The 23,620-nt window shown below is 61.8% G+C and carries 30 protein-coding genes; 8 read left to right on the plus strand and 22 right to left on the minus strand.

What is annotated here, in order from left to right:
- Positions 1-452: 452 nt before the first annotated feature.
- From C9427_RS24750 to C9427_RS24765, 5 genes are all read right to left on the minus strand, one after another.
- On the minus strand, positions 453-791 hold the full coding sequence (locus tag C9427_RS24750) for a hypothetical protein (protein WP_165779798.1): 339 nt from the start codon (positions 789-791) through the stop codon (positions 453-455).
- Complete coding sequence (locus C9427_RS24755) at positions 770-988, minus strand: hypothetical protein (protein WP_107651708.1); 219 nt, start codon at positions 986-988, stop codon at positions 770-772. Before C9427_RS24755 ends, C9427_RS24750 begins: the two co-directional genes overlap by 22 nt.
- Positions 973-1,242 (minus strand): hypothetical protein, encoded by a 270-nt coding sequence (locus C9427_RS24760; RefSeq protein WP_107651709.1) that lies wholly within the window; start codon positions 1,240-1,242, stop codon positions 973-975. The genes C9427_RS24755 and C9427_RS24760 overlap by 16 nt, the downstream gene beginning before the upstream one ends.
- A gap of 99 nt (positions 1,243-1,341) precedes the next feature.
- Complete coding sequence (locus C9427_RS34180; protein ID WP_165779797.1) at positions 1,342-1,509, minus strand: hypothetical protein; 168 nt, start codon at positions 1,507-1,509, stop codon at positions 1,342-1,344.
- Between the two features lie 3 nt (positions 1,510-1,512).
- Positions 1,513-2,265: an N-acetylmuramidase family protein gene (locus C9427_RS24765; protein ID WP_107651710.1), complete on the minus strand. Its 753-nt coding sequence runs from the start codon at positions 2,263-2,265 to the stop codon at positions 1,513-1,515.
- A gap of 87 nt (positions 2,266-2,352) precedes the next feature.
- Between C9427_RS24765 and C9427_RS24770 the strand changes: the two genes are divergently transcribed.
- From C9427_RS24770 to C9427_RS34190, 3 genes are all read left to right on the plus strand, one after another.
- Positions 2,353-2,544: a hypothetical protein gene (locus tag C9427_RS24770; protein WP_107651711.1), complete on the plus strand. Its 192-nt coding sequence runs from the start codon at positions 2,353-2,355 to the stop codon at positions 2,542-2,544.
- A 490-nt stretch (positions 2,545-3,034) separates the two neighbouring features.
- Positions 3,035-3,190, plus strand: coding sequence for a hypothetical protein (locus tag C9427_RS34185; RefSeq protein WP_167434473.1), 156 nt, complete (start codon positions 3,035-3,037; stop codon positions 3,188-3,190).
- 191 nt (positions 3,191-3,381) lie between these two features.
- Positions 3,382-3,552 (plus strand): hypothetical protein, encoded by a 171-nt coding sequence (locus C9427_RS34190; RefSeq protein ID WP_167434474.1) that lies wholly within the window; start codon positions 3,382-3,384, stop codon positions 3,550-3,552.
- Here C9427_RS34190 and C9427_RS33865 read toward each other — a convergent pair.
- Positions 3,549-3,770 (minus strand): hypothetical protein, encoded by a 222-nt coding sequence (locus C9427_RS33865; RefSeq protein ID WP_146172586.1) that lies wholly within the window; start codon positions 3,768-3,770, stop codon positions 3,549-3,551. The two genes, C9427_RS34190 and C9427_RS33865, sit on opposite strands and share 4 nt — an antisense overlap.
- Before the next feature lie 13 nt (positions 3,771-3,783).
- Between C9427_RS33865 and C9427_RS24775 the strand changes: the two genes are divergently transcribed.
- Complete coding sequence (locus C9427_RS24775) at positions 3,784-4,095, plus strand: hypothetical protein (protein WP_146172587.1); 312 nt, start codon at positions 3,784-3,786, stop codon at positions 4,093-4,095.
- Positions 4,095-4,649, plus strand: a complete 555-nt coding sequence (locus C9427_RS24780; RefSeq protein ID WP_107651713.1) for an acyltransferase — start codon at positions 4,095-4,097, stop codon at positions 4,647-4,649. Before C9427_RS24775 ends, C9427_RS24780 begins: the two co-directional genes overlap by 1 nt.
- On the opposite strand, the gene C9427_RS24785 is transcribed toward C9427_RS24780, so the two are convergent.
- The 4 genes from C9427_RS24785 to C9427_RS24800 form a co-directional block, all read right to left on the minus strand.
- Positions 4,642-5,355: a class I SAM-dependent methyltransferase gene (locus C9427_RS24785; RefSeq protein ID WP_107651714.1), complete on the minus strand. Its 714-nt coding sequence runs from the start codon at positions 5,353-5,355 to the stop codon at positions 4,642-4,644. The genes C9427_RS24780 and C9427_RS24785 overlap by 8 nt on opposite strands.
- Positions 5,356-5,413: 58 nt before the next feature.
- Positions 5,414-5,596 (minus strand): hypothetical protein, encoded by a 183-nt coding sequence (locus C9427_RS24790; protein WP_107651715.1) that lies wholly within the window; start codon positions 5,594-5,596, stop codon positions 5,414-5,416.
- A 10-nt stretch (positions 5,597-5,606) separates the two neighbouring features.
- Complete coding sequence (locus C9427_RS24795; protein ID WP_146172588.1) at positions 5,607-8,642, minus strand: SGNH/GDSL hydrolase family protein; 3,036 nt, start codon at positions 8,640-8,642, stop codon at positions 5,607-5,609.
- A gap of 320 nt (positions 8,643-8,962) precedes the next feature.
- Positions 8,963-9,229 (minus strand): VanZ family protein, encoded by a 267-nt coding sequence (locus tag C9427_RS24800; protein WP_245437167.1) that lies wholly within the window; start codon positions 9,227-9,229, stop codon positions 8,963-8,965.
- Positions 9,230-9,823: 594 nt separating this feature from the next.
- Here C9427_RS24800 and C9427_RS34460 point away from each other — a divergent pair.
- Complete coding sequence (locus C9427_RS34460; RefSeq protein WP_198292795.1) at positions 9,824-9,922, plus strand: putative RiPP precursor; 99 nt, start codon at positions 9,824-9,826, stop codon at positions 9,920-9,922.
- Between the two features lie 83 nt (positions 9,923-10,005).
- Positions 10,006-10,449: a hypothetical protein gene (locus tag C9427_RS24815; RefSeq protein ID WP_107651720.1), complete on the plus strand. Its 444-nt coding sequence runs from the start codon at positions 10,006-10,008 to the stop codon at positions 10,447-10,449.
- Between the two features lie 128 nt (positions 10,450-10,577).
- Here C9427_RS24815 and C9427_RS34465 read toward each other — a convergent pair whose 3' ends face one another.
- The 12 genes from C9427_RS34465 to C9427_RS24875 form a co-directional block, all read right to left on the minus strand.
- On the minus strand, positions 10,578-10,718 hold the full coding sequence (locus C9427_RS34465; RefSeq protein ID WP_208636415.1) for a hypothetical protein: 141 nt from the start codon (positions 10,716-10,718) through the stop codon (positions 10,578-10,580).
- Positions 10,719-10,811: 93 nt separating this feature from the next.
- Positions 10,812-11,255: a hypothetical protein gene (locus C9427_RS24825; protein WP_245437168.1), complete on the minus strand. Its 444-nt coding sequence runs from the start codon at positions 11,253-11,255 to the stop codon at positions 10,812-10,814.
- Complete coding sequence (locus C9427_RS34470) at positions 11,252-13,777, minus strand: hypothetical protein (protein WP_208636416.1); 2,526 nt, start codon at positions 13,775-13,777, stop codon at positions 11,252-11,254. Before C9427_RS34470 ends, C9427_RS24825 begins: the two co-directional genes overlap by 4 nt.
- Positions 13,778-14,308 carry a hypothetical protein gene (locus C9427_RS24835; protein ID WP_107651721.1) on the minus strand — a complete coding sequence of 177 codons (531 nt, stop codon included), beginning with the start codon at positions 14,306-14,308 and terminating at the stop codon, positions 13,778-13,780.
- A gap of 2 nt (positions 14,309-14,310) precedes the next feature.
- Entirely contained in the window at positions 14,311-14,967 is a 657-nt protein-coding gene (locus C9427_RS24840) for a hypothetical protein (protein WP_107651722.1), read from the minus strand.
- A gap of 125 nt (positions 14,968-15,092) precedes the next feature.
- On the minus strand, positions 15,093-17,549 hold the full coding sequence (locus C9427_RS24845; RefSeq protein WP_107651723.1) for a phage tail protein: 2,457 nt from the start codon (positions 17,547-17,549) through the stop codon (positions 15,093-15,095).
- 57 nt (positions 17,550-17,606) lie between these two features.
- Positions 17,607-18,194 carry a phage connector family protein gene (locus C9427_RS24850; protein WP_107651724.1) on the minus strand — a complete coding sequence of 196 codons (588 nt, stop codon included), beginning with the start codon at positions 18,192-18,194 and terminating at the stop codon, positions 17,607-17,609.
- Positions 18,195-18,428: 234 nt separating this feature from the next.
- On the minus strand, positions 18,429-18,677 hold the full coding sequence (locus C9427_RS24855) for a hypothetical protein (RefSeq protein ID WP_107651725.1): 249 nt from the start codon (positions 18,675-18,677) through the stop codon (positions 18,429-18,431).
- Between the two features lie 565 nt (positions 18,678-19,242).
- Complete coding sequence (locus C9427_RS24860) at positions 19,243-19,896, minus strand: outer membrane protein (protein ID WP_107651726.1); 654 nt, start codon at positions 19,894-19,896, stop codon at positions 19,243-19,245.
- 267 nt (positions 19,897-20,163) lie between these two features.
- Positions 20,164-21,153 (minus strand): Coat protein, encoded by a 990-nt coding sequence (locus tag C9427_RS24865; RefSeq protein WP_107651727.1) that lies wholly within the window; start codon positions 21,151-21,153, stop codon positions 20,164-20,166.
- A 105-nt stretch (positions 21,154-21,258) separates the two neighbouring features.
- Positions 21,259-22,164: a hypothetical protein gene (locus C9427_RS24870; protein WP_107651728.1), complete on the minus strand. Its 906-nt coding sequence runs from the start codon at positions 22,162-22,164 to the stop codon at positions 21,259-21,261.
- Positions 22,165-22,443: 279 nt separating this feature from the next.
- Complete coding sequence (locus tag C9427_RS24875) at positions 22,444-23,016, minus strand: hypothetical protein (RefSeq protein ID WP_107651729.1); 573 nt, start codon at positions 23,014-23,016, stop codon at positions 22,444-22,446.
- Positions 23,017-23,289: 273 nt separating this feature from the next.
- On the opposite strand from C9427_RS24875, the gene C9427_RS24885 reads away from it, so the two are divergent.
- A complete protein-coding gene (locus C9427_RS24885) occupies positions 23,290-23,604 on the plus strand; it encodes a YMGG-like glycine zipper-containing protein (protein ID WP_097576353.1) in 315 nt (104 codons plus the stop codon).
- Positions 23,605-23,620 lie beyond the last annotated feature (16 nt).

Below are 23,620 nucleotides of genomic sequence, written 5' to 3' on the forward strand. Positions count from 1 at the left end.
AGCAGCTGCGTCTGCTCACACGTCATGGTGCGCCTGTCCGTCCGGGCGTAAGCCATGCTTGTGGCGGCAAACAGGATCGCTCCCGCGGCTGTCAAGAAGATTGGGCGAATTGGCATGGCGGTATCCTCACGAGATTCGTCGTGCCCAACTCGCACCGTCGCTCGTGGTTTAGCGCGTTTGGCGCTGGAGCGGCAATGCGCAACCTCGATCACCCGGAACTGGCTGGCCGAAGAGCGGACCGAGCGCGTAAAAGCAAAAAAGCCCGCCACACCTTTCGGCGTGGCGGGCTTTCCAAAAAGACATCACTGCGGTGTCGGCACTTCCGGTTCATTCGACACCACTGCGGCTCCAATCACCGCCAGCCTGCCCTTCTTGACAAGCACCACACGCCCTCGGATCGAGCATCAGGAATGCTTTACGCGATGCGCTTTAGACTTCCGCCAGGCACGATTTCACTCTTCCCTCCCCGGTTTGAACCGCCGCACCATCACCTCGAATACAATGTCCGATATCCACATCGCCGAGACGCCGATGAGGAACGCCGCGGCCAGCGTCGTGGTATCGTCGTCGGGGACCGGCAGGCCGGTCGCTCGAAAATAATGCGCCACGGGAAGCGTGAGATAGGCTGCCGCCAGTGCGCCGCAGATCGGCGACGCCACCATCTCGCGGACCTTGTAGCGGTGGCGCGACAAGGCCCGCAAAATGCCGCCGGAAAGGCCGGCGACCACCACCGGCGCCTTGATGCCGAGCGTATCGAGAAACTCCTGTATCATGGCGCCCACCCGCACCATCTGGCGCCCTTTCCGTTATAGGCGTTCATCTCGTCGAGTTCGGACCGCGTCATCGCCACGACGACGGAAGCTGACGAGCGGCGCGGCTGGTTGTGGTCGCACCAGACCTGGCGCGGATTGCCGACCGAGGCCGGCGTTGTGCATCCGGTAAGCAACAAGCCCCCAGGCAGCAGCGCGACCATCAGCGCCTTGCCCATCGCATCGCCTCCCGCCGCGCTGCCTCGTCCGGCAGGTCGCGCGCCGCGCGCTCGACATCGGTCGCTTCGCGGTCCATTTCGAGGCGGCCCTCGGCAGCGGCAAGTTTTTCAGCCGCTTGCCTGGCCGCATCCTTTTTCGCCCGGTTGACCCCGCCGGCGACATAGAGCCCGAGGCCGCCGACGAGCGTGGCGAAGATCGCCATGATCGTCTTGTTGCCGGCGAGCGCCGACAGGATTGCGAGGAGCGCGCTCATAGCAACAGCCCAAGGATCAAGCCGGCGACCGCGCCGACGACGAGCGGCGGCCAGGATTGGCGAAGGTAGGCGGTGATGAATTCGACCCGGCCTTCCATGTCACGCGCCCTGGTTCGGGATGCGATAAACGCCGCCGGCCACAAGGGCGCCGACGATCAGGTCTCGCACCACGCCACCGAGGCCGGGGATTTCGACCTGAAGCTGCTGAAGGCCGATCAGGACGCCGATGCCCGCGACTGCGACGATGAATTTCGAATAGCAAGCCATGGTTCATTTCCTTCCGAACAGTTTGAGAATGAGATTGAGGAGCGCGGTCCAGGGGCTTTGCTTTGCCACAGGCGCGGGCGGCGCGACGGGCTTTGACGATTGTGGGGGCCGGATAGGTGCTGGCTGGGGAACCGCGGGAGAGGCCGCCGGCGGCCACGGCGTATCCTTGATGCGTGACCATTTGCGATAGGCGTCGGCAAGGCGAGTATCGTAGGCGTTCTTCCTGTATGACGCGCCGTTGTAGCCCTTGGCGAAACCGGCCCAATCGTGATTGCGCAATTTGTCGGCGAGCCGTTTCTCGGCGATGAAATTGACAGCCGCTTCAAGCTGTAGCGCCTCGTCTTCCATCATGGCTTCGACCATGGCCTGCACGGTGAGGAAGCCGGCCGCCTCGAAATTCTCGCCGAGCACCTGGCCGAGACCCCACGACGCCGATTTCAGCGCCGCCGTCTCGTCGATCGCGACAGCCGCTTTCAGCCTGGAGTAACTATCCCTGGGGTAGGGTTTTTCGCCCCACTTCGGATAGGCGAGACCCGCAGCGACGGCTTGCGCTCGAGCCGCCCCCGACAGATTGCGGAAAAAGACATGCGGCTCGAACAGGATGATCGGCCGACCCTGCGCATCGAAGCCGTGGCCGCTGGTCTCGACATCGAGAAAGGCGTGGATCTCGTCCTCGCCGACGCCGATCAGCGCGCCAAGTCGGGGCAGATCGAGGTCGTCCAGACGCTTCGCAGCGCCCTTGAAAGAGGTGTCCATGGTGTTTCCTTTCCGCCCGGGCCACGGGCAGTTGATGTTTGCAAGCGATCGTGTGAGATGAGCGCAAGGGGGAGGGAGGATCTGCGGATGTCGGAAGACGAAGAAACGGCAATGGCCACGGAACGCTGGACCGTGAAAGCCGAACTATCCGCGCTCGGCCGCGACAAGCCGCTGCTTTTGGTGCTGGCGGCGATCCTCTGCCTCTATTGCGGGCTGGTCGCCGGGCCAATCCTCTATGCGTTCCTGGCCATTCAGGGCATGGCGGATTTCTTCAAATGACCGTGCTGGCTGCTTGAGAACAGCTCCGTCCGTGCCCTCGCCTGTATCGAAATTGCTTAGCCGGGATGAAACCGCTCCGATTGATCGTTCGTACCTTGTGGGACACAAGGTGCGGGAGGGCACGTGACAATAAGGATCAGGCTTCCGGGGGGAACTCTGAAGATCAAGAAGAAGGACGAACTGCGTCGCCGTGAGCAGAAGCGCGAGGTTCCGGTCTGGCAGATCGGAAATCGCTTTGTCATCTGGTGGCCAAGCAGCATGTCTGATCGCCCATCCAAGCGCCCGCCAGAACGGTGATCCAAAACTCGCGGCTGTGAAGAGATCCGAGGGCGGACCAGGACAGAACGGCGGCGATTCCATCGGGAGCACCGCGCTTCCATCGCGCAGGGACCTTGTTCCGAAACATCCCAGAAATAGTCAACGCCCTGCCGTTGACTATTTCGCTGCGGAAGCTCTCTTATTGCTGCATTGCACAAAAAGGTTTGGGCCGATGGCGGTGCGGATCAGGTTGCCGGGCGGCACCTTGAAGATGAAGGTTTATCGGGAGTTGCGCGAGCGCGAGCGCGACCGCCGTGTGCCTGTGTGGAAGGTGGGCTCGCTCTATCTTATCTGGTGGTCGAACCGCCAGCGTCCTTCAAAAGACTAGCGGCTGGCTGACGGCGCGCCAGACGCTTCCGCAAAAGCGTTACACCCGATCATAAAACCGTTATCCGACGTCTGTACCCTGGGCCCTCCCAGAAACAGTCGATGACCAGATGTTGACTCTTCCGCAAGGGAAGGTCTCTAATTTGCTGCAATTGCACATCATTGCTGCGTTGCACAACGGGAGTTGAACCGATGGCGGTGCGTATCAAGTTGCCGGGCGGCACGCTGAAGATGAAGACCTATCGCGAATTGCGGGAGCGGGAACGCGACCGCCGCGTACCGGTCATGAAGATGGGCTCGCTGTATTTCGTCTGGTGGTCGAACCGGGGTTCTCACGACAAGCCGCAGGGCAGCCATCGCTAGATGGTGGCGGCATCTGCCTGCGCAGGGCGTGTCCTTTGAACACCCAGGATGCTGTAAATTCTTGCATCGACCAAGGCGGCAATGCGCCATCGCAGATCAACCAGCGCAACGGCAAGTTGATCTGCGATGGCGACTACAGGCTTGTTGGACGCCTCACCATCACGCTTGCAAAGCGACGCCGCTTGCCGCAAATGGCAACTTGCCAGATTGATATCCAAGGAGGCCCGCGAGATGGCTATCCAGCGCACATACCACTTCAATGGGGTAAACCATATCGAGGCTGAACAGGGTGGCAATCCCGTTTTTGTCGAAGCCACAAATCCGGTCCAGGGCGGCGGATGGATGCATATTTCCGCAAGTCAGGTCCACGATATCGCGGTCCGCCTGTTTTTGACTTCGCAAGACACAGCGCAGATGCGCAACGATCTGACCAAAACCGTCACACACGCAGAGCCCGTCACCGCAGCGCTATCCGCTCAAATGCCTAAGCATTGCGTCATTATTGAAGATTGGCCAGCGTTAACGCCGCTTGGCAAGCACTGATGCCGTTCGTTCCGCCGTTCCTGTTTCGCCTGTTAGGCATTAATGTCGGCGCCGGCACGAAGATGAGTGTCCGAAGTGTCCGCACCGCTCGCAAGGGCCATCACACGATCGGCGATGAATCCAATCTCAGTTGCTATTTCTCATACGACCGGCCTGAGGCGCAGATCACGATCGGCGACCGCACCTACATTGGCAAAAGCCATTTGGTCGCCGCTAGCCGCATAACAATCGGAAATGACGTACTGATCTCGTGGGAGACGACGATCGTCGATCACAATTCCCATTCGTTGGACTGGAAACAACGGGCACATGACGTTGTCGATTGGAACCAAGGCAAAAAGGACTGGACCGGCATCGGCATCGCACCGGTCACCATCGAGGACAATGCTTTTATAGGTTTCGGCGTCATCATCCTAAAAGGTGTCACGATCGGCAGGGGCGCGATCGTAGGCGCGGGGTCCGTCGTGACAAGGGACGTTGCGCCATTCACCGTCGTGGCCGGCAATCCTGCCAGACTGATCACCGATCGCTCAGCACACCAGCAAGCTACTTAGAACTGCACAGCGCGCCGGCCATATAAACCATGCTGCGCACTGCAGCCTTCGGGGCGAACCTAAGAAACTCGGTGCGCAGCTTGTATTTTACCCAGCCTTTGGACCTACCCGCCAGGTGCTGCTCGTAGGCGAGATCGTGAGCGAACGTCATTAGCCTTTCGACCTTCAGACCAGACGTCTTCAACAAATTGTCAAAAGTCAGAGGCGTGTAGAAGTTGATGTGCCCGTAAGGGCCGGACATGCGGATCGCTTTGCCGAGGTTTCTCGTATGCTCCAGCGGCACCTCGATATAGAGCTTTTTGCAGACCCTGGCCGCTTCCATCAAGAACATTCGCTCATGCTCGACATGTTCGACGACATGAATGGCAAGGCCGAGATCGAAGGATTTATCAGGGTGCGGGATGTGGTAGCCGTCGAAGATGTCGAGGCTGTCCAGGTTGGCGATCTTTCTCGCCTTGATCGCTTCGATGCCACTGGTTGAAATCTCGACCGCTCCAAGTGTTTTTCCGAGACCCTTCTTGTTCAGCTTATCCAACACGGCGCCCTCGCCAGCACCTATGTCGAGGACCTTTTCGAACTTCTGTCCTTTGATGATCGCTTCGATGTGGCTGACCGATTGCTTCGACGCAATCTCGCGTTTCGCCGCCACCTTCCCGTCCGTGTAATAATCGTCATAAATATCGATAATACTGCCGGCGTTGGACATTGTGGTGGGCTCCTCTTTGGCAACCGTGCCACAGCGAGCGAACCGCGTCCAGTGCGGGCTAGGCGCCGCCCTCCCAGACCTCAATGAGGCCCTCAATATCGCCGTCTGGCACCGTGATTTCTTGGCTGCGCATCGGGTCGATTGGGTCGGCAATAATGATCTTGTCCCCGACCACCACCCAATCCTCGCCATCCGAAAGCTCGGTGATGATCTCGCCTTTGTATGAGATTGCGCGCGGCATTCCTGCCTCCTTAAGCCAGCGTTTCTATGCCGATTTGCGCCATGGCGTCATTGCCATTGACGCTAAGATGAAGGCCATCTTGCAGTAGCCCCATGTTGATCCAGTCGAGCTTGTCGGAGCCGAACATCTTGATGTTGTTTTGCCTGTACAGCTTCCTCAGCGCACCGGCCGCAGGATCGAAAGTACGTCCACTCGTGTAAGATCCGTCCCACGAGGACGTTAACCGCCAGATCGGTATGGCGAACATGGCGGGTGCCCCAGCCGCAACGAAATCGTTGATCAAGGCAGTGGCATTGGCGACGATGACGGACGGGTCCAGGCCGAACTGGTCGTTGATCCCCAATGCGAAAATCGGGACAGGCTTACCGCCGAAGGCAGAAGCCTGCTTGATCATTGAAGCCCGCCTCGCGGCATTAAACGACTGGAACTGGTAGCTGCCGTGAGCCGCTCGCATGGTGAGCAATCTCGGGCGTGAGCCAGCCGCCTTGGGACCAAGCCTGACCAGTCCGGTGATTTCCACAGGACCGCCGACAGCGGTGATCGTATAGGTTCCGCTTGCCGCCTGCGCGGTCGCGGTTGGGCCGCTATAGACATCATGGGTAGACGCACCCGCCGCGTTGACCGTCTTGAATGCCGGCCCGCCATTGTACTGGAAGGACAGGCTGCCAGCACCGGCTCCCTGCTCATAGAACACGTCCACCTGTTCATAGGCGCCCGTAAACGACATCGCCGCACCATCGGCCAGGATCAGGCTTTCGCCAAGTGGTCCGGTCGAGCCGGTCGATACTGTCCCCGAAGTCGTCAGCCCATAGAAGGTCGGAACATAGGCGGATGACGGCCGTAGTGCGGTCATAATCGGTTCGTCGGCCGCTATGTTGAAATTGGCGAACCGGGTGAATTTGTTGAACCAGTGCTGTGCACCGGAGGCCAAACCCGTCGAGCCGAAGTGAGAGATACTATCTCCGTTCAGGACCACCACGTCATTCTCAGTGATGAACTCGGCCAAGACGGAGCGCAGGCCATCGTATAGGTTGGTGAGTTGCGGGCGCGGCGGTATAAAGAACCGCTCGCCATTGACGACAGGCTTGCCCGGTCCCCATAAGCCGTTTCCGGTTGCGGGGATGGCAGTCAGCGCGAATGTACCGGGCGGCACGTATGGCTGCGGATGGGCAGCGGCGGCGGCGGCAAAGATCGCGGTCGCGTCAACAACGCCATTCGGATCAGCATCCACCAGCAGGCTCATGCCGGTGTTTTGCGCGCCGCCATTCTTGGCCACCGCTACATCCGCGACAAGGCCAGTCTTGAGCTTGAAACTGACCTCAAAGCGATGCGATGTCTGATCGATGACGGCGGCGCCATTCGACAGTGCGCCCGACCTCACCCAGGTGCGGATGCCGAGCGGATTGCTGTTTGCCTGATACTTGTAGCCGCCGCCGCTGATCGCCGCATACTGACCGGCCGCAATCGGAATTGCGAGCGGCATTGAAGCCACACCATTCAACAAGGTGACGGCCGTAGTGCTGATCACATTGACGGTCGGACCGGCAAGAAGTTCCACCACATGGATGTTCGCCGCACCGCTTGCTGCCGCACCGACATCGACTTCGGTGATGTAGCCGTCGCCAGCGGCCGGCGTCTGCGGGATGACGCTATAGCCAGGCGGGGTGTCGGCCCCTGTGTTGACCAGAGACGGCCAGCCGATATCAGTGCTGGAACCCACTGTTTCGACAATAGCAGCCACAGAGCCATCGGCCCGGCGTGCCTTGGCCGCAATCTCGCCGACAAGAACCGCCTGCCACTGGACGCCGTTCGTCGTGGTGATTGTCTTCGCTGTATGGCTGGTCGGAATGGTCGCTGTGTGCCAGCGAGCTTCGCCATTGGGGATCGCGCCGGCAGTAAAATAAAGCGAGCCGCCCGCTGCGGGCTGAACGCCGACCACGCATCCGGCCGGCTTGTAGATGTCCAGTCCTGAAATGGTGGACACGCCACCCGGCGCATTGACCAACTGCGTCGGAACGCCGGCATCAGAAAGGGAACCGTCGCCCTCTACCTTCGAGACCACCACGCGCAGGGCACCAGCAGCCGTCAGCGCGACCGGCAGGGCCGTCACATACTCATCGGCTGAGGCCAAAGAACTCGGCCAGAAATAGACGTTCGCGCTCGCAACGCTGCCGGCACCCGTCAGGGGGGTTGGCCCGACCGTCCGCGAACCGATCAAGGCGACTACTTCCGCCGCCGACGCGCGAACGCCTGTGTCCACCGCAATCGGCCCCGTCGCCACCGTGTACATTCCCATGATCCCAACGCTGACTTCGGTCCAGAAGTATTCGCCGATATCGACGTTGCGCGCGAGGATGGGCGACGCGCTGGCCCCTGCAAGCCCGGCAGACCCCGCGAAACTGAAGGTCGGCGCCACGGTGTACGAGCCGGGTGCAGTGATCAGGATCTGTGTCAGCGCGCCACCGGCGACGACGAAGCGGCCGGCGGCGCCCGAGCCGGCGCCGCCGGTAAACGCCAGGTCGAATATGCCGTTGGTGCCACCGGCGCCCGCAGTGATCGCGCCGCTGCCGACGACGCCAAGGCCGATCGCGGCCGCAACCGTCGGAAAGATGCCCTTGCCGTACAAGGATGCGTCGCGCGCTGCCTGGGCGCTGGCCAGGTTGGCAGCCGTGGTGAGAACATCGGCGGCGGTCAGCCCGGCATTGGCGGCAGAGGCGGACGCGCTCGCCGCTGCCCGGCCGGCGCTGGCCTCGACGGCATCCTTCAGCACCTGCGTTTCGTCGCGCAACGCTTCTACCTCATCGACCACCTCCGAGATGTCGGGCGGCACGAATGCCGCAATGGCGATGGCGTCGGTGCCCACAACCGGCTCGTCGGAGGTAAACTCAAACACCCGGTCCGCATTTGCCGACCCGACCTGCGTGTGAACCGTCGTTCCTTTCTGCAGCGTACGGGCGGTGCGGGCATCGGCGGCGCGGAACCATTCGCCCTCGCTCACCGTATAGATGCCGTTTTGCGCCGGGTCGGCCTGGTCCTTGACCAGCACCCGGTCGCCGATTTCGGCCGGCACGCCGTCAATGGCTTGCAGGCCATGCAGGGCTATGTTGGCCGTGGTCGCCACACGCACGGGTTCGCGTTCGCCGGTCAGAAGTCGAACGGCGGCAGTTGCAGGTCGGGCCATAAGGGCTTGCTCCATGAAAAAGCCCCGCAAAAGCGGGGCTTGAAAGATCGGGAACGTCAGGGCGCCCGCGAGACATCCAAATCCGTAGCGTCGCTAGGGAATTGGGGATTCAAGTATCGCAGGCGGGGAGTACTATTGGCGAAAGATGGCTGGCTTGTCTTAGAGGAAGCCGCAACCGCTGCGACCTACGGCAATCCGCCGACGAGCCGCTTCGTCCAGCCGGCGAACGTCAACCCGCATGCCATGCCGGCACAGTCGGCAAACCAGTCGAATATGCTCATATCGCGCCCTATCAATTGCATGCCCTGGAGAAGCTCGATCGCGGCGCCGGTAAGGACAAGAAGGACAATCAGCCTTGCCTTGTGTTCCGGCCAGCCGATGCTTCCCAGAGCCGTCAGCACGGCAAAGGCGGTGGCGTGGTTGAGCTTGTCGTGATCGAACGTGAACGCCATGCCGAACTCCTGCAAGAACCGCGCCGGTGAAAGGGCGAGCAGGAGGACAAAGGCCAACGCGGCCAGGAAAATGATCCTTGCCATGGTCGGAAAAGAGTCTGTGCGCAACAAGATACCGTCAATCCTTCATCTGAAAGGTCCGGCCTTCATCTGAAGGTCCTTACTGGCCAATGTGTGGCGGGCTCCGAGGTTTGCATCGCCCTGAAGTGGCAGCGCGGCGGGCGAATTTCGGATCCGCTGCGCCAGGTCAAGACAACGTCAAGCTACACCAATCCGCGCCTCCAGCGCCAGCCGCCACCTTGCGACGCTGCCGATTGCCGGTATTTTGTTTTCGATCGGATCGTCGATCTGGCGTCGTGGTCGACAATCTGACCCGGTGGCCGGCAAAACGGCCTCTAACGAGGCAACCAACCTCTTCGCCGCTCGTTGACCCATGCTGGGCTCTCACCCAGCTACTCCAGCACCTGCCCGTCTCGGTTGGCGCCGGGCCGGGCCTTTTTTGCTTCGGACAAATGGCGCATAAAGGCGGGCGAAGGGAACGCAACCGCGGCGAGCGCGTTCGATGTGTTGGTGGAATCCCTGCGGAGCCCTGCAATGAAGCGCATCTATAAAAAGCCGACGCTGGTGAAACACGAAAAGCTTACCAGGCTGACCGCGCAAATCATTGCGTCCGGGGTCGTTTTGGGCGAGTGATTTTCCAGGCTTTGCCGAACGCCAGCGCAAGACCCGGTTTTCTTGCGTCACGGCTGAATGCCGATCTCTGAGGGGGGGAGAAAATGAGACATAGCGTAAAGGACGCGCAGGCAGACCCGGCCGAGCAGTACCCTCGCGACGCCTATCTCAATGCCTTGGTGACGTTTGCCGAGGGCAATCTGGAAATCGGCATGACGCTGTTCATACGCGGTACGGTCATCGCCGGCACCTTGATCAGCGGCAGGAAGTATTTTGAGGAACTGAGCCGCCAGATGCGCAGCGCCTCGATACATGGCTCCAGCGACCCCGCCGACCTGCAGGACGTGCTGGGCCGCGCCATGCTGGATTTCGCCAACATGTACCCCAGGGCCGGCGAGCAGCCGGAGCCCGGGAGCCCGACACAGTCGTTCCTCCACCTTAGCAATGCGCGGATTTTCCAGGCCGCCAACCATTTGCGCTCCAACGGTCAGCTCATGCGGCTGCGGCTCGACGCGGTCGACGGCTATTTCATGGGAAATATTGAATAGCGGCGCGTGGGGATTTAGCGCGTTGCGCCCTCGCCGCGCCAGGCGCTCAATCCGCATGCTCCGTGCGATCGGTCAAAAAATAACCAGCCGGCTTGGGGAGAGGTGTATCCAAGTTGCAGGCCTATACATCACCCTTGAAGTTCCGGCAGTACCTTTTCATCAAGGAATTTGAGACGTCGATCCAGCATTTCAGCATTGGCGGGAACATTGACCGGGATTAACTCCGCCACTGACTTCCCCTGCCGCGCGGCTTCAACCCACTCTTCCATGGCGCCGATATATCCATCCAGCGCCTCGTGTGTAGTCTTGAGGTCGTCGCCAGGAATATATTGCCGGAGACACATCGCCGACGATCACCCAGCTCAACGCTGCTCGTGCCGAACGTCGAACGGTTTGATGGTAGCGGAAGGGAGACCTCGTTCATCAAACACATCGAAGACGCGTTCTGATAAGACGAGGTTCAGGTTCTGGGCGATACCGAAGTCATCGTGACCCGCCTTCCCGTTCACCTTCAGCCACACGAAAGACGGAAGCTCTACCTCGGGCTGAAGTTCGCGAAAATCTTCGGACGTTATGACTTCCACAGGGGCGAATGTCGCTCCGGTGAAGCCGATTTTTGACAATGCGTGCGCGGCGTCTTCCGTCACAAGGAAGCATGGAAAGCTTGTTATAAGAACGTCACCGAACCATCCCTCCATCTGGTACACAAGCTTGCTTACGACAGGGGGGTGTACACTTGTATCCATAACCGTACCGCGGCCTAATCCTCCAGCCACATCGGGCAGAATATCATAGTATCTCATCATTCACCTATCGGAGGATCGAAAAAATGTCCGTACTTCTTGTCGATTTCGGAAACATAATCAAGGACATTCTGACGGGTAGCATGAGGATTTTTCTTGTAAAAACTGTCCCACTCGTTCCGAATAACCTTAAGGTGCAAATTTATGTCGAACTCCTTTCGGATCCCACGAAGATTCTCGATTGAATTTAGTTCTTGCTCTGTAAAAAGCCCAGGATACTTGTCAAAAACTGCCTGCTCGACACCATGATGCACGACATAGTCGCTTTTGTTGAGGCTAGGATTCGCGTCGAAGAAGGTTTTTCGATAGTCCTTTGATTTCGCCCATCCAACTTTCGCCCCGGCATGTTTAACAGTTGACGGGTCTCTGGCAAGCATCGCACCTAGTAGCGGGGTCTCAATGGCACTGTCGGATATTTCACCGGCTCGCGTCTTCCGGCGTACAGCTCGTGGCGAGACCGATCGAGCTAAGTCTTGTTGGAAGCGAAAGGTTTCAGCGTCGACTCCGCGAACAAGCGCCTCGCCACCTTCGGCTAGGTCTGTCGGCAGCATCGAAAATGCTGAGAGTTTCTCTACCCAGGGCTTGGCAATCTTCCCGGCGGCGCGTTGCAGGGGCACGGCCACCAACTTGCCGCTAGGAATTGCCCCTGCGGCATTCAGCAGTGCTTCGCTGTAGTTGCCTTCCAGCGCTGCATTTCCAGCCTTCTCCAGTGCAAACGACGTCCCCAACGGTGTGAAGTCGGCCACCGAGACGCTGTCTTCGCCGAGCCCGTCGGAGCCCACGAGCTTTTGCGCGAGAAGACGCCACAGGCTCCCCCGCTCACTGTCGCCGGCTATCAATCTCCCGAGCCACTCTTGATTCGTCGGGATGTAGTTGGTGAGTTCCGCGTTTGCCCGCGATCGCCCAAGCTCAACAGTGTTGGCTAAGTCGAGCAGCATCATCGGGTCGACTACAGCTGCCCGGACCGACCTGTCCGTTATACTGTTGTCCGTTTGGGACGCACTGGTCTGAAGCAGGTGGCTCAGCACCGCTTCGCGCGCGGCTTGACTCGGTAGCGCCATGAACACATTGCGCAGCTCTGCGGTCTGGTCTTGCGGCTGGGCCTTGAGTTTGCCGACAATGTCCTCTGCAGTTGAATTGGGCAGCGGCTGGGCGGTCTCAAAACCCAACTGCTGCTGGGCGGCGATAGAGCCGATGATTGCCGCCTGATAATCTTCTGGCTTCGTCAGATTGTTCCAGGCGGCATCCAGGTTCGCGAATACCTTGCGGACATAGCCGCCCGGATCGGCCCGCCTTGCCTTGAACGTCAGCTCCGCAGCGGTGGCGATAGCGTCGTAACGCGCCTTGTCCTCTTCCGGCGTTGGACTGTCTGCCGTGGGGTCGGCGTCTTTGACCATGGCCCGCACGGCGCTATTCGACAGGTCGCGCATGCCGTGGAATTGACGACTAACCTCAATGGTCCTGCTGAACGCCTCGAAGCGCCTGGCGCCGTCGGTGGCGCCATAGAGAGCGACGAACTGTTCCGGCGTTGGGATCGGGCCGGAATAGGTTCCAGTGTCCCTGATGGCGGCCGGCGCATTCTGCTCGGCCAGGCTAATGTTAGTGCGTGTTTCGACTTGCCGCATCGCGTCGGCAGCTCGGGCCTGCTGGACCAACGCTGGGCGGTCTTCGGGCGGAATGTCCTCCCGAAAGGCCTGCACCACCCTTTCGTCCGGCGTAAGCTTGCCAACGCGATGGCCTTTGGATGCCAGCGCGCCAGACCCGCTCGCTTGTGGTCCGCTGACAGCCTCGACGGTATCGTCCTTGGTCCTGCCGCCGTTGACCGACCCCGCACCCAGCATCTCAACCGCGCGCATCGGATCCTGCGCGATCATCGCCAGGACGAGCGCCTTGGCCGTGTTGCTGCGCCAGGCTAGTTCGGCCGCTTGCCTGGTAAGCGGGTTGCCGATCTTGCCGATGAAGTCGAAGCCGCTCTGCCGGATCGCCTCGAACGTTGCGGCATCGTTCGGGTCGCTCTGTGCGATGGAGCCGGTGTAGAAATTATCGACCTTGGTCCATTCGGTCTGCTCATAGGCGTCGCGGCGCGCCTGCTGCCTGGCGGCCATACGCGCGGAGCCAACCGAGCGCATGACTTCCTTCTGCCCGGTGAAACTGGCGCGTTGGCCCTCGGGCACTTTCGGCAGAGTGCTGTCGAAGAGTTCATCGAACAGGCCGGGCTTGACCACCTGGCCCGTGCGCGGATCGACCTGGCCGTACATGGTGTCGTGCAAACCGCTGCCATCGGCTGGCGCGTTCTGCACCGCCTCGTCTTCGGCTTGCGCGATCTGCCCGTTCAAGCGCCGGCGGGTGACTTCGGCGTCGAACGCCTCCTGCTGCTCTTTCCGCTGTCGGTAGCGCTCCGCGACGGCGGAAAGCTCGTCGCCAAAGCCTTGCATGGCTTCGCCGACGAGCGAGCCGTTCGGATAGGGAACCACATTGCCGGTGTCGAGCCGGCGCTGGGCAAGCTGGAGGGGAATGGTTGCCATTTAGCTGTTCCCTACCCACGGCGCCCTGAGCGCCGAGCTGCCGAAGATCACGGCGCGGCTTGGCGCCGTGCTGGCTGCCGCGCTTGGGTCCATCGCCTTCGTCGGGTCATGGATTTTGGAGAGGCCGCCAACGAGATTGCCGCCGGCCTTGAAGATGCTCGCCGTCACCGCCTGCTTGCCGGAAAAGCGCGAGATGGCGGCTTGTGTGCCGAGACTGTTCTGGCGCAGTTGCGAGCCGTACTGGATCGCCTTGAGGTCGAGCTGGCCCTGCCTCGCATTGGCGGCCAGCACCTCGGTCGGCGAGCCTGCCATGCCGACGCCGGAAGCGCCCGCCTGGGCGCGCGCCTGTGCCTGCAAGAGTTCCTGCTTGTGGCGCTCCTGGCCCAGTTCGAAGGCCGCACTTTGGGCCTCGGCCTGCGCCTGCTGCTCATAGGCCTTGGCCTGATAGTCGGCCATCTGCTTCGACTGCTGGCCTTCGACCAGTGCGCCGCCAACCGAAAGCGCCGTGCCGAGAAGGGCAACTGTGCACATGGTCAGCCTCGCTCGCCGGCCGGAATGAATTTGCTTTTGACGCCATCCACCGGCGCGCCCAGCGCCGGGCGCGGATCGAGTGCGCCGCCGGGGCTGAGGAAGGAAAGCAAGAGCCTGTCGGCCTGGATTGCCGGCCGGCTGAGGCGGGCCGGTGCGGCCGCCCGCGCGCCGGCCATGGCTGTACGGCGGATGGTCGTCAGGTTGACCTTCAGGTCGGCGACGCCGGCGGCGTCGAACAGCCCATTGGCGGTGGTTATGGCGCGGCTCAGCGCATCGGCCTCGAACAGCTCCTGACGCAGCTGTTCGATCAACCGGTGGACACTCTTCCAACGATCGCCGAGGGTGATGGCCTTGGCCTTGATATCCCCGCCCAGCGCCGCGACGTCGGCCCGAGCCTCGCTCCGACCAGCCTCGGCGCGGCGCTTGTCGGCGCCGTCGACTGTCTTTTCGATGAGCGCGATTGCGTCGTTGCAGTCGTCGAGCGTGGCCCGCACGGCTGCCAGATCGCCGTCGCCGAAGATCGCGCGATCCTCGGCCTGTTGCAGTTCGTGCCGGCGGGCGATGGCGTTGTTGAGGTCGGTGTCGAGCAAGGCGATGACGGCAGCGAAATCGGCAGCCGTCCGCGCCCTGCCGAGGTCTTCGGCATGGGGGTGGGTCACGGGGAGGTTCCTTTTGGGGAGTGATGGGTGGGCGGGGCAGCGACGCCGCCAATCTCCCCCCTCGTGGGGGAGATTGGCAGCTGCGCGGCTTTCGCCAATCTCAAGCGTCAGGAGGAGAACTTCACCTAAGGCTCGGCGTCGAACACCGGCGTGAACGCGCGGATCGTGCAAGGTGTCGGGTTCACATGCCGGATGCGCACCCTGCCCTGCCCTTCCCAACTGTCGTCGATCGGCACCTCGACATTGCCGCTGAAGAGATCGGCCTTGCCGTCGGGCGCGACGATGCTGGGCATCCGCACCGTGTCCCAGCGCCCCCGCAGCAGGGACTGCACTTCGAGCCCGGTGGTGTCGGTCTCGAGCAGTGACATCATCACCTTGGCCACCTTCTTGCGGCGGCCGATGATGGAGCCGTCGCGGCCGCCGACATCGAGCTCCAGCGTGTCGGCTTGCGCCTGATAGGCAAGCCCGACCTGCCACGTCGCTGCGGTGGCGCCGCCGGGCAGCGTCACCTGGCCGGCGGTCACGACGAGGCCCTTGTAGACCTTGCCGCCGGCCAGCACGTCGACGCTCTCGCCATCGAGATGATCGAGCCCGGAGACGACGTTGACGGCGGCGCCCGAATAGGAGAGCCCGCAATCGACCTGAAAGGCATCGTCGAGGCCGCCATATTCGAAAGGCGGCGTCATGATTTCGATCGTGCGTTTCGTCACGCCGGCGATGGTGCGTTTGACGAACAGCCAGATGTCGTCGACCCCGTGCTGGCCTGGCGTGACGGCGATGCTTTCAACGAACGCCCACTGCGAACCGGCGAAGCCGCCGCCTAGGCGGTGCCGATGCATGCCGCGCACCTCTTGGCTTGGCTGATGCGTGTAGCCGCCGAGCTCGCCATTCTCGAGCGGGAACCACAGCACCGGATCGGGATCGGTCTGGAAGGCCAGTTCCACGACTCCCTTTTTCGGGATGTGCTCGGAAATCTGTCCTACATCGTCTGATGTGAAGCGGCCCGTCGACGCTTGCGTCAGTTCTGCGATCGATCGGCGCGAACGCGTCACATAGAGGAACGACTGCCCGGCATCGACGGGGCGGATGCGGGCGCAGCCAAAGGTGCGCGAGCGCCGGTTCTTGAACGAGGATGGCGTCAGCGCCTCATCGATGCCGGAGCCCGACAGCGCCCTGATGCCGCCCGAGGTACCGATCAACAGCGCGCCGTCGGAATCGGCGATCCAGACGATGTCGTTGGCCTGGCCGCCGCCGGCCTGGACGAACTCCAGCGCGTCGTCATCCTTCTCGCCCAGCGCGAAATTGTCGAAGTCGCCGGTGACCGAGGCATAGACCGAGAATTTGCGGCTGAAGGCCAGCCGTTCTTCGTAGAGCGAGCCGGTCTCGACATATTTGCCGGGCACGAAGGTGCCGAGCCGCCAACGCGTGATCGGGCTCAGATCGGGCAGCGCAAAACCATGGAGCTGGATTGTCACGACCGTCGTGCTGACACGGGAGATGATCTTTGCCCAGCGCCAACGGCCGTCCGAACCGAGAAGGCGCACCGCCCGGCCGACATCGCTGGTTTGGAAGCCGGTATCGTCGTTGATGCCGACGATCGAAGAAGCCGTGAGAGCGAACGGCGTCTGACTGGCCGCCGCCTTGTTCATCGTCACTTCGGCGAATTGGGACGAAGTATTTCCATTGACGCTAAGCCAGCGAAAGCGATGGTATTCGTAGGGCGTCTTGTTGAAGAATTCATAGAACCGCGCTTCGCCACCGGTCCAACCGCTTTCCCCCTGACGGCTGTCGATGGTCGTCCATGTCGAACCATCGTTCGAGCCTTCAATCTTCCATGCGACCGGCTGGCGGTCCACGCGCGTGCCATCGGTCGTGGTGACGGTATAGCGATCCACGATGGCCTGGGCGCCGCCGGGTAGTTGATATCCGATAAAGCCAACCGTGATGTTATCGAAGAAGACGTCGGTGCCGCTATTCTTGTCGAAAGCCTGCCATGCGCTGGACGACCCGCCGGTCGACGTAACGGTGCCGGATGGCGAGGTCAGCCCGGCCATGTCCGGTGTCAGCGAACCGTAATCGGCTGGCGTTAGTGTCGTCGAGGTATCGTTGATGTCATCATAGGGACCATCCTCAAAGGGATAGTCACCCAGCGTCCATGTCGTGTGCGCCGTGCGCGTCAGCACCTTTGGCGGGTAGTTCCTGTGGGTGATCCACATCTGGTCGGCCGACTGCACATAGGCGAGGTCGAACAGGTCCGCCTCCAGATAAGGCGACGCCACCTCCACCGTGCCGACCCGGGCGCCATAGGCATAGACGCGGATATAGAGGTCGCCGAACTCCAGGCAGTAGGCCTGCTCGGAGGAGAAGATGAACGGGATGCCGCGCGTCTTTCCGGCTGCGTTCTTCACCTCGCCGACGAAGACGGTGCCGCCGCGCTTCCTGATGCCGCCATGCGGCAGCGTGAGGAAATTCTCGCATCTGGCGAGCGCCGCCCGATAGAGGTCGAGCGAGGCGCGCGCATGCAGGCGCGGCGAGATCTCGCCGCGGGTGAAGACATCCTGGACCGGATAAAGCGTCGTCATCAGCGAAAACCCTCAAAGCATGTCTCCCCGTGCGCGGCGGGGCAAAAACATGCGAAATCAAAAACGAAAGTCGCCGCGCTGCTGCGACCAGGAGGCGGTGTAGAACCGGCCGCCGCGCTGGATGGCGTTGGCGGTGAAGGCGGCGTCCAGCGCCCGGTCATAGGCTGAGCGCGCGATATCGATCATGCCGGACTTGTGGGTCAGCGGATGGGCGATCTTGATGGCGAGTGCCGCGACCAGCACCTCGCTGAACAGCGCGTCCCAATCGTTGGGGTCGGTGAGGTTGGCGACGTAGCGGATAAGGCGCGGGCCGGGCTGGTCGCAGTAGATCAGCCCCGCCTCCTGCCGCCACGAGATCGGCACGCCGTCCGGCTCGCCATTCAAGGTCAACGGCAGCGGCCGCAGGCAGTCCACGGGCAGTTCATAGGCAAAATTCAAGGTGCCGCTGCCGGTGTCGGCGCCGGCGACGGACGCCGACAGAATGGCGAACACCCAGGCGTGCTTGGTTAATTCCGCTTCGCGCGTCAGGTCGAAATGCAGATTGAGCAGGCGTGCTGCCTTGACGTCCTGGTCGAGCGAGTCGATCGGCGCCTCGTCGAGGACGGCGAGCGCCATGTTGGCGATGTCGAGCGGGGTGATGGCCATGGCGTCAGGCCTCCGTCAACATGGTTGATCGGGCAAAGCAGGGCATGGTGGCCTCCACGGCAAAAAGCCGCTTCGAAGCGGCTGGAATTTGGTGATTTGTGTTTGGCGGAAGAGTTCTCGCGCGCCGAACCCATCAAGGCGCCGAGAAGGAAAGACGATAACGCTCTGATTTATCGCAGTTTCACGACATCGCCGCGCGACGCTGCGATGGCTTGCGGACTGAACCCCGCGGTATCAGCCGATGCTTGGGTCAGTCGAGTTCCGCCGCTTTTCCCTGGATTTGGCAGGGGCGCCTGATTGCGGTTCTTCGGCGCGTTTCGCCATCGCCAACCCCCTGTCCAGCGCCTCCTGCAGGCTTGTCGTGTAATAGGCGGTGTTTTCCTGACCGCCGACAAGGTTTATGCGGTGGATTTCCCCCTTCTTGCGTATGGAAATGCCCGCCTTTCGTAGCCTTGCCTGAACGGTCTTGTACGTCAAATTCATGGTTAACCCCTGCCGAGACAAGGCAACATCGCCGTTCTTTGTAACTGGCCGGTGCCGGCAAATGATCAATGTGCAACAGGAATAAGGTGGCAAACCTCAAAGTTCGTCCCACGCAGCCCGACGGGCGGGTTTTCGATTCGCCACATCGACGGCCTAGGCCCATCGAGCTAATTGAATGGGGAGCCAAACTTGTCCACAATTGCACCTTACCGAAGCCCAGCGAACGCCTGCTGATTTTGCTTCGACTTGTTTGCCGGCATTTGTCCAAACCCCGACGCCGGTCGGTAAACAAAGGCGGGCCCAACTGTCCCTCGGGTCCGCCTTTTCTTTTTTGAAAGGGATTGCAACTGCCTCATGCGCAGGGCGGAGCGCCGACAGCTCTCCGCCCGCTTGCTCAGGCCTCTGTCGTCCTCAGCGCGATGAACGCCATGTTCTTGACGCTGGAGGCCGTGCGGTCTCAGTTCGCCAGCGGCGTCAGCCTGAAAATCTGGTGATTGGCGGAATGCCGAAATAAAAACGCGCCGGGGATGTCCCGGCGCGCCAGCTGCCGAGTTCTGGCAGCAGCCTAGAATTTCATCGCGATGCCGACGCGGAAATCATGCGTCTGAAGCGTATGTTCGAGGACACAGCCACCGCCGCAATATTCCAGTGACTTCTTGCCGAAGAACGAGAAGTCGTACTCGCCGCGCAGGAAGACATTGTGGGTCAGCGCCACGTCGACGCCGGCGCCGACGATGCCGCCGACAACGGTCGCGTCGCGCTCTGCCGGACCGCCCGGATAGAATGTCTTCAACTTCGCCGCCGTGACGCCTGCGGTCACGAAGGGCAAATAACGCCCCATGTCCATGCCGACCCGCCCCTTCAACGACCCGAACAGGCCGGTCGAGACATCCAGCGTGCCAGGACCGGGAATATCGTCGAAGGTCGATTTCTTGAATCGGTAGCCGAGTTCGCCTTCGACGCCGTAGACGACGTTGCCAGACTGGAAATTGTAGCCGGCAAAACCGCCAACGGCCGCGGAGCCGACATTGTGGGTGACGCTGTCGCCGATATTCGGCTCGTGGATCTTGTAGTGTTCGAGCGTTCCGGCGCCGAAGACGCCGGCATAGGGACCCTGCCAGGTCCATTCCGGCGTCTCGACCGGCGCTGTCATATCGGCGGCCACCGCCGGCGCGCAAAGCGCGAGCCCGAATACGCAGGCGAGCAATACAGATTTCATTGGATTCCCCAAGTTCCTCAAAGAATTTGCCAAGTTGCATTATCCGCGACTGGATTGCATTGTCTGTAGTAAAAAGATCACACAGCCTGGGACTATTTTGCTTCGGTCAATTTAGTAATGGCGCATATAATTGATCTTTGGCTGCCTGTATCCAGGCAGACCTTCCTGTCAGTTCTTGCAGACGACGATGCCCCTGCAAAGAAGGGCATCGTCGGCCGGTCGTACAGGGGACGGGGGTCATCCCCCCACCTTCCTATACTCAATCGATCAAACCTCGGTCGTCTTCAGCGCGATGAACGTCATGTTCTTGACGCTGGAGGCCGTGCGGTCCCAGTTCGCCGCCAGCGCCAGTTCCGCGTCGGTGGCGAATTCGCCGGCCGAGGAGGCGTCGAGGAACCGGGTGCCCGGCACATGCGGCACGAAGTGCCGGCGGCCGACCATTTCGGTGACGCCGCCGCCATGGCCCTGCCGCGGCTTGCGGTCGAACTCCAGTGGCCCGCCTTCCGTATTCACCGGAAGCTCGTTCCACAGGATCGCCTTGTCCTTGAACATGAAGGCTGTATAGACTCCCGCCGCCACCGGAATGTCGTCATCGACGACGGCCCTTAGCCCCATATAATAGGGGATCAGCGGCCCGCCCTGCTCCGACGACGGCACATAGTCGATCAGGTCGGCGAGCTTCAGCGCCTTCATCTGCTTGGAGTGCATCCAGATCGTCTTGAACTTGTCGGCGCGGTCGCCCATCAGATAGGCGGCCTCGATGATGTCGGTGTCGACGATGGAGGCGCCGGTGGTGCGCACCAGATCGCCGCCATCATTGGCGATGTTGTCGGCCACGACGCCTTTCAGGATGCCGAGCAGGGTCAGCTTGTTGGCGCGCTGCCAATATTCGGTCTGGCGCCGCACGATCAGCTTCTGCGGGTCGTCGCCGGCCAGGATCGAGGTCAAGTCCGGAACGCCCCAGGCCTGGGCGCGGACATTGCGGGCGGCGACCTCGCGGCGGGAGCCGATCTTCTTCATCTCGATGGAGTCGGCCGGGTCGTCATTCACCGGTTCGGACGGGTCGTTGCCGAGATCCTTCCAGCCGGGCATGTCGACCGAGCGGCCGCCCATCGAGAGTTTCGAGGCGATGGCCGGGTCCGAAAACAGGATCCCGGCCTGATAGATTTCGAGCGACTGGACGTGCTCCTCGAACGAGTATTGTGCATAAACGGACGGAACGATCGCGTCCGCGATACGGGTATAAGCGTCTGCCATTTTGTCTTTCCTTCAGGGTTGATGGGCGGAGAACTGTTGCAGGCCGCTTTGAAACTCGCTCCGGCGAGCCGCCAGATGGCCACCGGAGTAGAGTTCCCAAACGGACTAACGGGGGTTGTTGGGCATCCAGAGGTCCGGGTTCTCACCGGCCTCGCGTGCCAGCCGCCGGGCGCGGGCGGGGTCGGTTTTGACGAGGGCTGAAATCGCCGAAATGTTGCGTTCGCCGGCGGCGTTGCGCTTGAAGGGGTTTTGCCCCCTTGGCACGCCGTCGGCGTCGATCGTGTCTTCCCGGAACATCGCCTCGCCGATGGCCTGGAACGCCTTGGCGATCTGCGGATCGGTCAAGGCGCCGTCAGGCAGGAGGATGCCCTTCGCCTTGTAGGCATCGACCAGGCCGAGCTTCTTCATCGCCCGGTTGGCGACTTCGAGCTTCTGGCGAAAGCCATCGCTGTCGGTCGGTCCCCAGTCCCTCACGAGATCGTCGTGAGTGGCCTCCACCGAGCGGGCAAGCGCGATCTCCTGGCGCGCGGCCTGCTCGGCCATGTAGCCGACGAAGCGGTCGTGATAGGCCTGCGCCACCTTCGGCGTGGCGCCGGCTTCGACCGCCCAGGCCTTGGACGCATTTGCGAGATCGTCCGAATAGGCGAAGTTCTCGGGCACCCCGTCGGGGCGCCTGTACTCGACCTTGTCGGGCGAGGTCAGCGGACGCATCGCCTCGGGCAGCCGGGTATGGAACCTGTCCCAGTCTTCCCGAGATGCGTCAGCAGCCGGAACGCGCAGGCTCTCGCCCTGCTGCCGCTCCAGCTCGGCATAGGATGTGAAAACCCGATCGAGGTTTTCCGCCTTGGTCCAGCCCTTGGCTTCAGCGAGCTTGCGGTTGCCTTCGGAAAGACCGTCAAACCAACTTTTGGCCGTGGGCGGGGCGGACCCATTGTCTCCGTTGGCCGGTACTGGGTTGCCCGCCGGCGGCACGTGCGCCGCCACGGACCCGGCGTCTGCCAGATCTGTCATGTGAGAAGGTTCCTTGTGTTGAGGTTTAAGAGAGAGCCGGCGGCGAAGCGCCAATCTCCCCCCTCGTGGGGGAGATGTCCGGCAGGACAGAGGGGGGCGCGAAGGAACGCGAGCGTTCGCTTCTTTGACCCAGGCTTTGTTCTTCCAAAATTTCAGGCGCGATTGGAGCAGGAGGTCGGCACTCTACGGCCCCCCTCTGCCCTGCCGGGCATCTCCCCCACACGGGGGGAGATTGGCCGTCACCTCCGCTTTCGCCAATCACCCAGATCTGGAGGGAGTCTAGACATTATCCCCCCAGTTCTCCCACAGCAGCGTAATCGTGCCGGTCACCGCAATCGTGCCATCGGCGTCTATATCGGTGCCGGTGGCGAAGGCGAGGTTGAGATGGAGATCGGCCGGCGTCACTGTCCCGTCGAGCGTCAGTGCAGCCGCCACATCGGCCGTCGAGGCGGTCGACAGCGCGGCACCCGCGCCGTCCAGCGTGCGGCCGGTGGCGGCCAGCACATTGACCATGGTGGCGGCCAGCGTCGCGCTCGCCGCCGCCGCCGAGCCGAGCGACCAAGTCAGCGCCGCATTGTCGTTGATGGTCGAGGCGCGAGCGGTCAGCACGGCGAACTGCAATCTGGCGGTGCCGCCTTTGATGCGTACCTTGCCGTCGAGGAAGTCGAAAATCTTCTGGCTGGCATAGGCCTGCGCATCGGCAACCGGCACCTGCATGGCATGGAACGAAAAGACGGTGCGGAAGGCGCCGCCCTGCCCCGTGGTGACGGCTTTCAAGCCGAGCCTGGGCGGGGCAAAGCCGGCCTCGCGGGCGGCGGCGCGGCTAAGCGTCCGGGGAAGACCTCGGGTCATGGCATTTCTCCATTTTTGGGGGAATTTGTCGTTGCTATCGGCTCGGTCAGCCGCCGCCGGCGGCCGCTTGTCGAGCCATCAAGGCTGAATCATTTCGACAGCAAGCTGCTCTATCGCTTTGTTCAAAGACATCTTTCGCCGCGCCACCCCATCAACGCACGAGAAACCATGTCTCATTTCGTGAGGCCCGGTGCCGCCGTTCCGCCGCAATGCGACAGCACTTGGCAAAATCAGCCAGTGCATTAGTTCATTGACTTCAAAGGAGTACCGCAAATGACCATGTACAAAGCCATTGCCGCCGTGCTTGTGACTGCCGCGCTGGCAGGCTGCGCGCAGACCGAGGGGCAGCAGCGGGCCGGAACCGGCGCACTGATCGGCGGCGCCGGCGGTGCTCTCGTCGGCCAGGCCATCGGCGGCAACACCAAGAGCACGGTCATCGGTGCGGCCAGCGGCGCCCTTCTGGGCGCGGTCGTCGGCAGCGCCACGACGCCGCAGCGCCGCGGCGAACAGCTCTGCCGTTACCAGGACCGCTACGGCCGCATCTACACCGCGCCCTGCGACGACCGGTACTATAACGGCGATTATTGAGTGTTAGCCCCTTCTC

The organism is Mesorhizobium helmanticense (assembly GCF_003034915.1).
Lineage (GTDB): Bacteria > Pseudomonadota > Alphaproteobacteria > Rhizobiales > Rhizobiaceae > Mesorhizobium > Mesorhizobium helmanticense.

Bases quoted from the DNA above. Each gene is read 5' to 3' on its own strand.
- C9427_RS24750 (WP_165779798.1), bottom strand. From the start codon at position 791: ATGGTGCGGGTGGGCGCCATGATACAGGAGTTTCTCGATACGCTCGGC.
- C9427_RS24755 (WP_107651708.1), bottom strand. From the start codon at position 988: ATGGGCAAGGCGCTGATGGTCGCGCTGCTGCCTGGGGGCTTGTTGCTT.
- C9427_RS24760 (WP_107651709.1), bottom strand. From the start codon at position 1,242: ATGAGCGCGCTCCTCGCAATCCTGTCGGCGCTCGCCGGCAACAAGACG.
- C9427_RS34180 (WP_165779797.1), bottom strand. From the start codon at position 1,509: ATGGCTTGCTATTCGAAATTCATCGTCGCAGTCGCGGGCATCGGCGTC.
- C9427_RS24765 (WP_107651710.1), bottom strand. From the start codon at position 2,265: ATGGACACCTCTTTCAAGGGCGCTGCGAAGCGTCTGGACGACCTCGAT.
- C9427_RS24770 (WP_107651711.1), top strand. From the start codon at position 2,353: ATGTCGGAAGACGAAGAAACGGCAATGGCCACGGAACGCTGGACCGTG.
- C9427_RS34185 (WP_167434473.1), top strand. From the start codon at position 3,035: ATGGCGGTGCGGATCAGGTTGCCGGGCGGCACCTTGAAGATGAAGGTT.
- C9427_RS34190 (WP_167434474.1), top strand. From the start codon at position 3,382: ATGGCGGTGCGTATCAAGTTGCCGGGCGGCACGCTGAAGATGAAGACC.
- C9427_RS24775 (WP_146172587.1), top strand. From the start codon at position 3,784: ATGGCTATCCAGCGCACATACCACTTCAATGGGGTAAACCATATCGAG.
- C9427_RS24780 (WP_107651713.1), top strand. From the start codon at position 4,095: ATGCCGTTCGTTCCGCCGTTCCTGTTTCGCCTGTTAGGCATTAATGTC.
- C9427_RS24785 (WP_107651714.1), bottom strand. From the start codon at position 5,355: ATGTCCAACGCCGGCAGTATTATCGATATTTATGACGATTATTACACG.
- C9427_RS24790 (WP_107651715.1), bottom strand. From the start codon at position 5,596: ATGCCGCGCGCAATCTCATACAAAGGCGAGATCATCACCGAGCTTTCG.
- C9427_RS24800 (WP_245437167.1), bottom strand. From the start codon at position 9,229: ATGGCGTTCACGTTCGATCACGACAAGCTCAACCACGCCACCGCCTTT.
- C9427_RS34460 (WP_198292795.1), top strand. From the start codon at position 9,824: ATGAAGCGCATCTATAAAAAGCCGACGCTGGTGAAACACGAAAAGCTT.
- C9427_RS24815 (WP_107651720.1), top strand. From the start codon at position 10,006: ATGAGACATAGCGTAAAGGACGCGCAGGCAGACCCGGCCGAGCAGTAC.
- C9427_RS34465 (WP_208636415.1), bottom strand. From the start codon at position 10,718: ATGGAAGAGTGGGTTGAAGCCGCGCGGCAGGGGAAGTCAGTGGCGGAG.
- C9427_RS24825 (WP_245437168.1), bottom strand. From the start codon at position 11,255: ATGATGAGATACTATGATATTCTGCCCGATGTGGCTGGAGGATTAGGC.
- C9427_RS34470 (WP_208636416.1), bottom strand. From the start codon at position 13,777: ATGGCAACCATTCCCCTCCAGCTTGCCCAGCGCCGGCTCGACACCGGC.
- C9427_RS24835 (WP_107651721.1), bottom strand. From the start codon at position 14,308: ATGTGCACAGTTGCCCTTCTCGGCACGGCGCTTTCGGTTGGCGGCGCA.
- C9427_RS24845 (WP_107651723.1), bottom strand. From the start codon at position 17,549: ATGACGACGCTTTATCCGGTCCAGGATGTCTTCACCCGCGGCGAGATC.
- C9427_RS24850 (WP_107651724.1), bottom strand. From the start codon at position 18,194: ATGGCCATCACCCCGCTCGACATCGCCAACATGGCGCTCGCCGTCCTC.
- C9427_RS24855 (WP_107651725.1), bottom strand. From the start codon at position 18,677: ATGAATTTGACGTACAAGACCGTTCAGGCAAGGCTACGAAAGGCGGGC.
- C9427_RS24860 (WP_107651726.1), bottom strand. From the start codon at position 19,896: ATGAAATCTGTATTGCTCGCCTGCGTATTCGGGCTCGCGCTTTGCGCG.
- C9427_RS24865 (WP_107651727.1), bottom strand. From the start codon at position 21,153: ATGGCAGACGCTTATACCCGTATCGCGGACGCGATCGTTCCGTCCGTT.
- C9427_RS24870 (WP_107651728.1), bottom strand. From the start codon at position 22,164: ATGACAGATCTGGCAGACGCCGGGTCCGTGGCGGCGCACGTGCCGCCG.
- C9427_RS24875 (WP_107651729.1), bottom strand. From the start codon at position 23,016: ATGACCCGAGGTCTTCCCCGGACGCTTAGCCGCGCCGCCGCCCGCGAG.
- C9427_RS24885 (WP_097576353.1), top strand. From the start codon at position 23,290: ATGACCATGTACAAAGCCATTGCCGCCGTGCTTGTGACTGCCGCGCTG.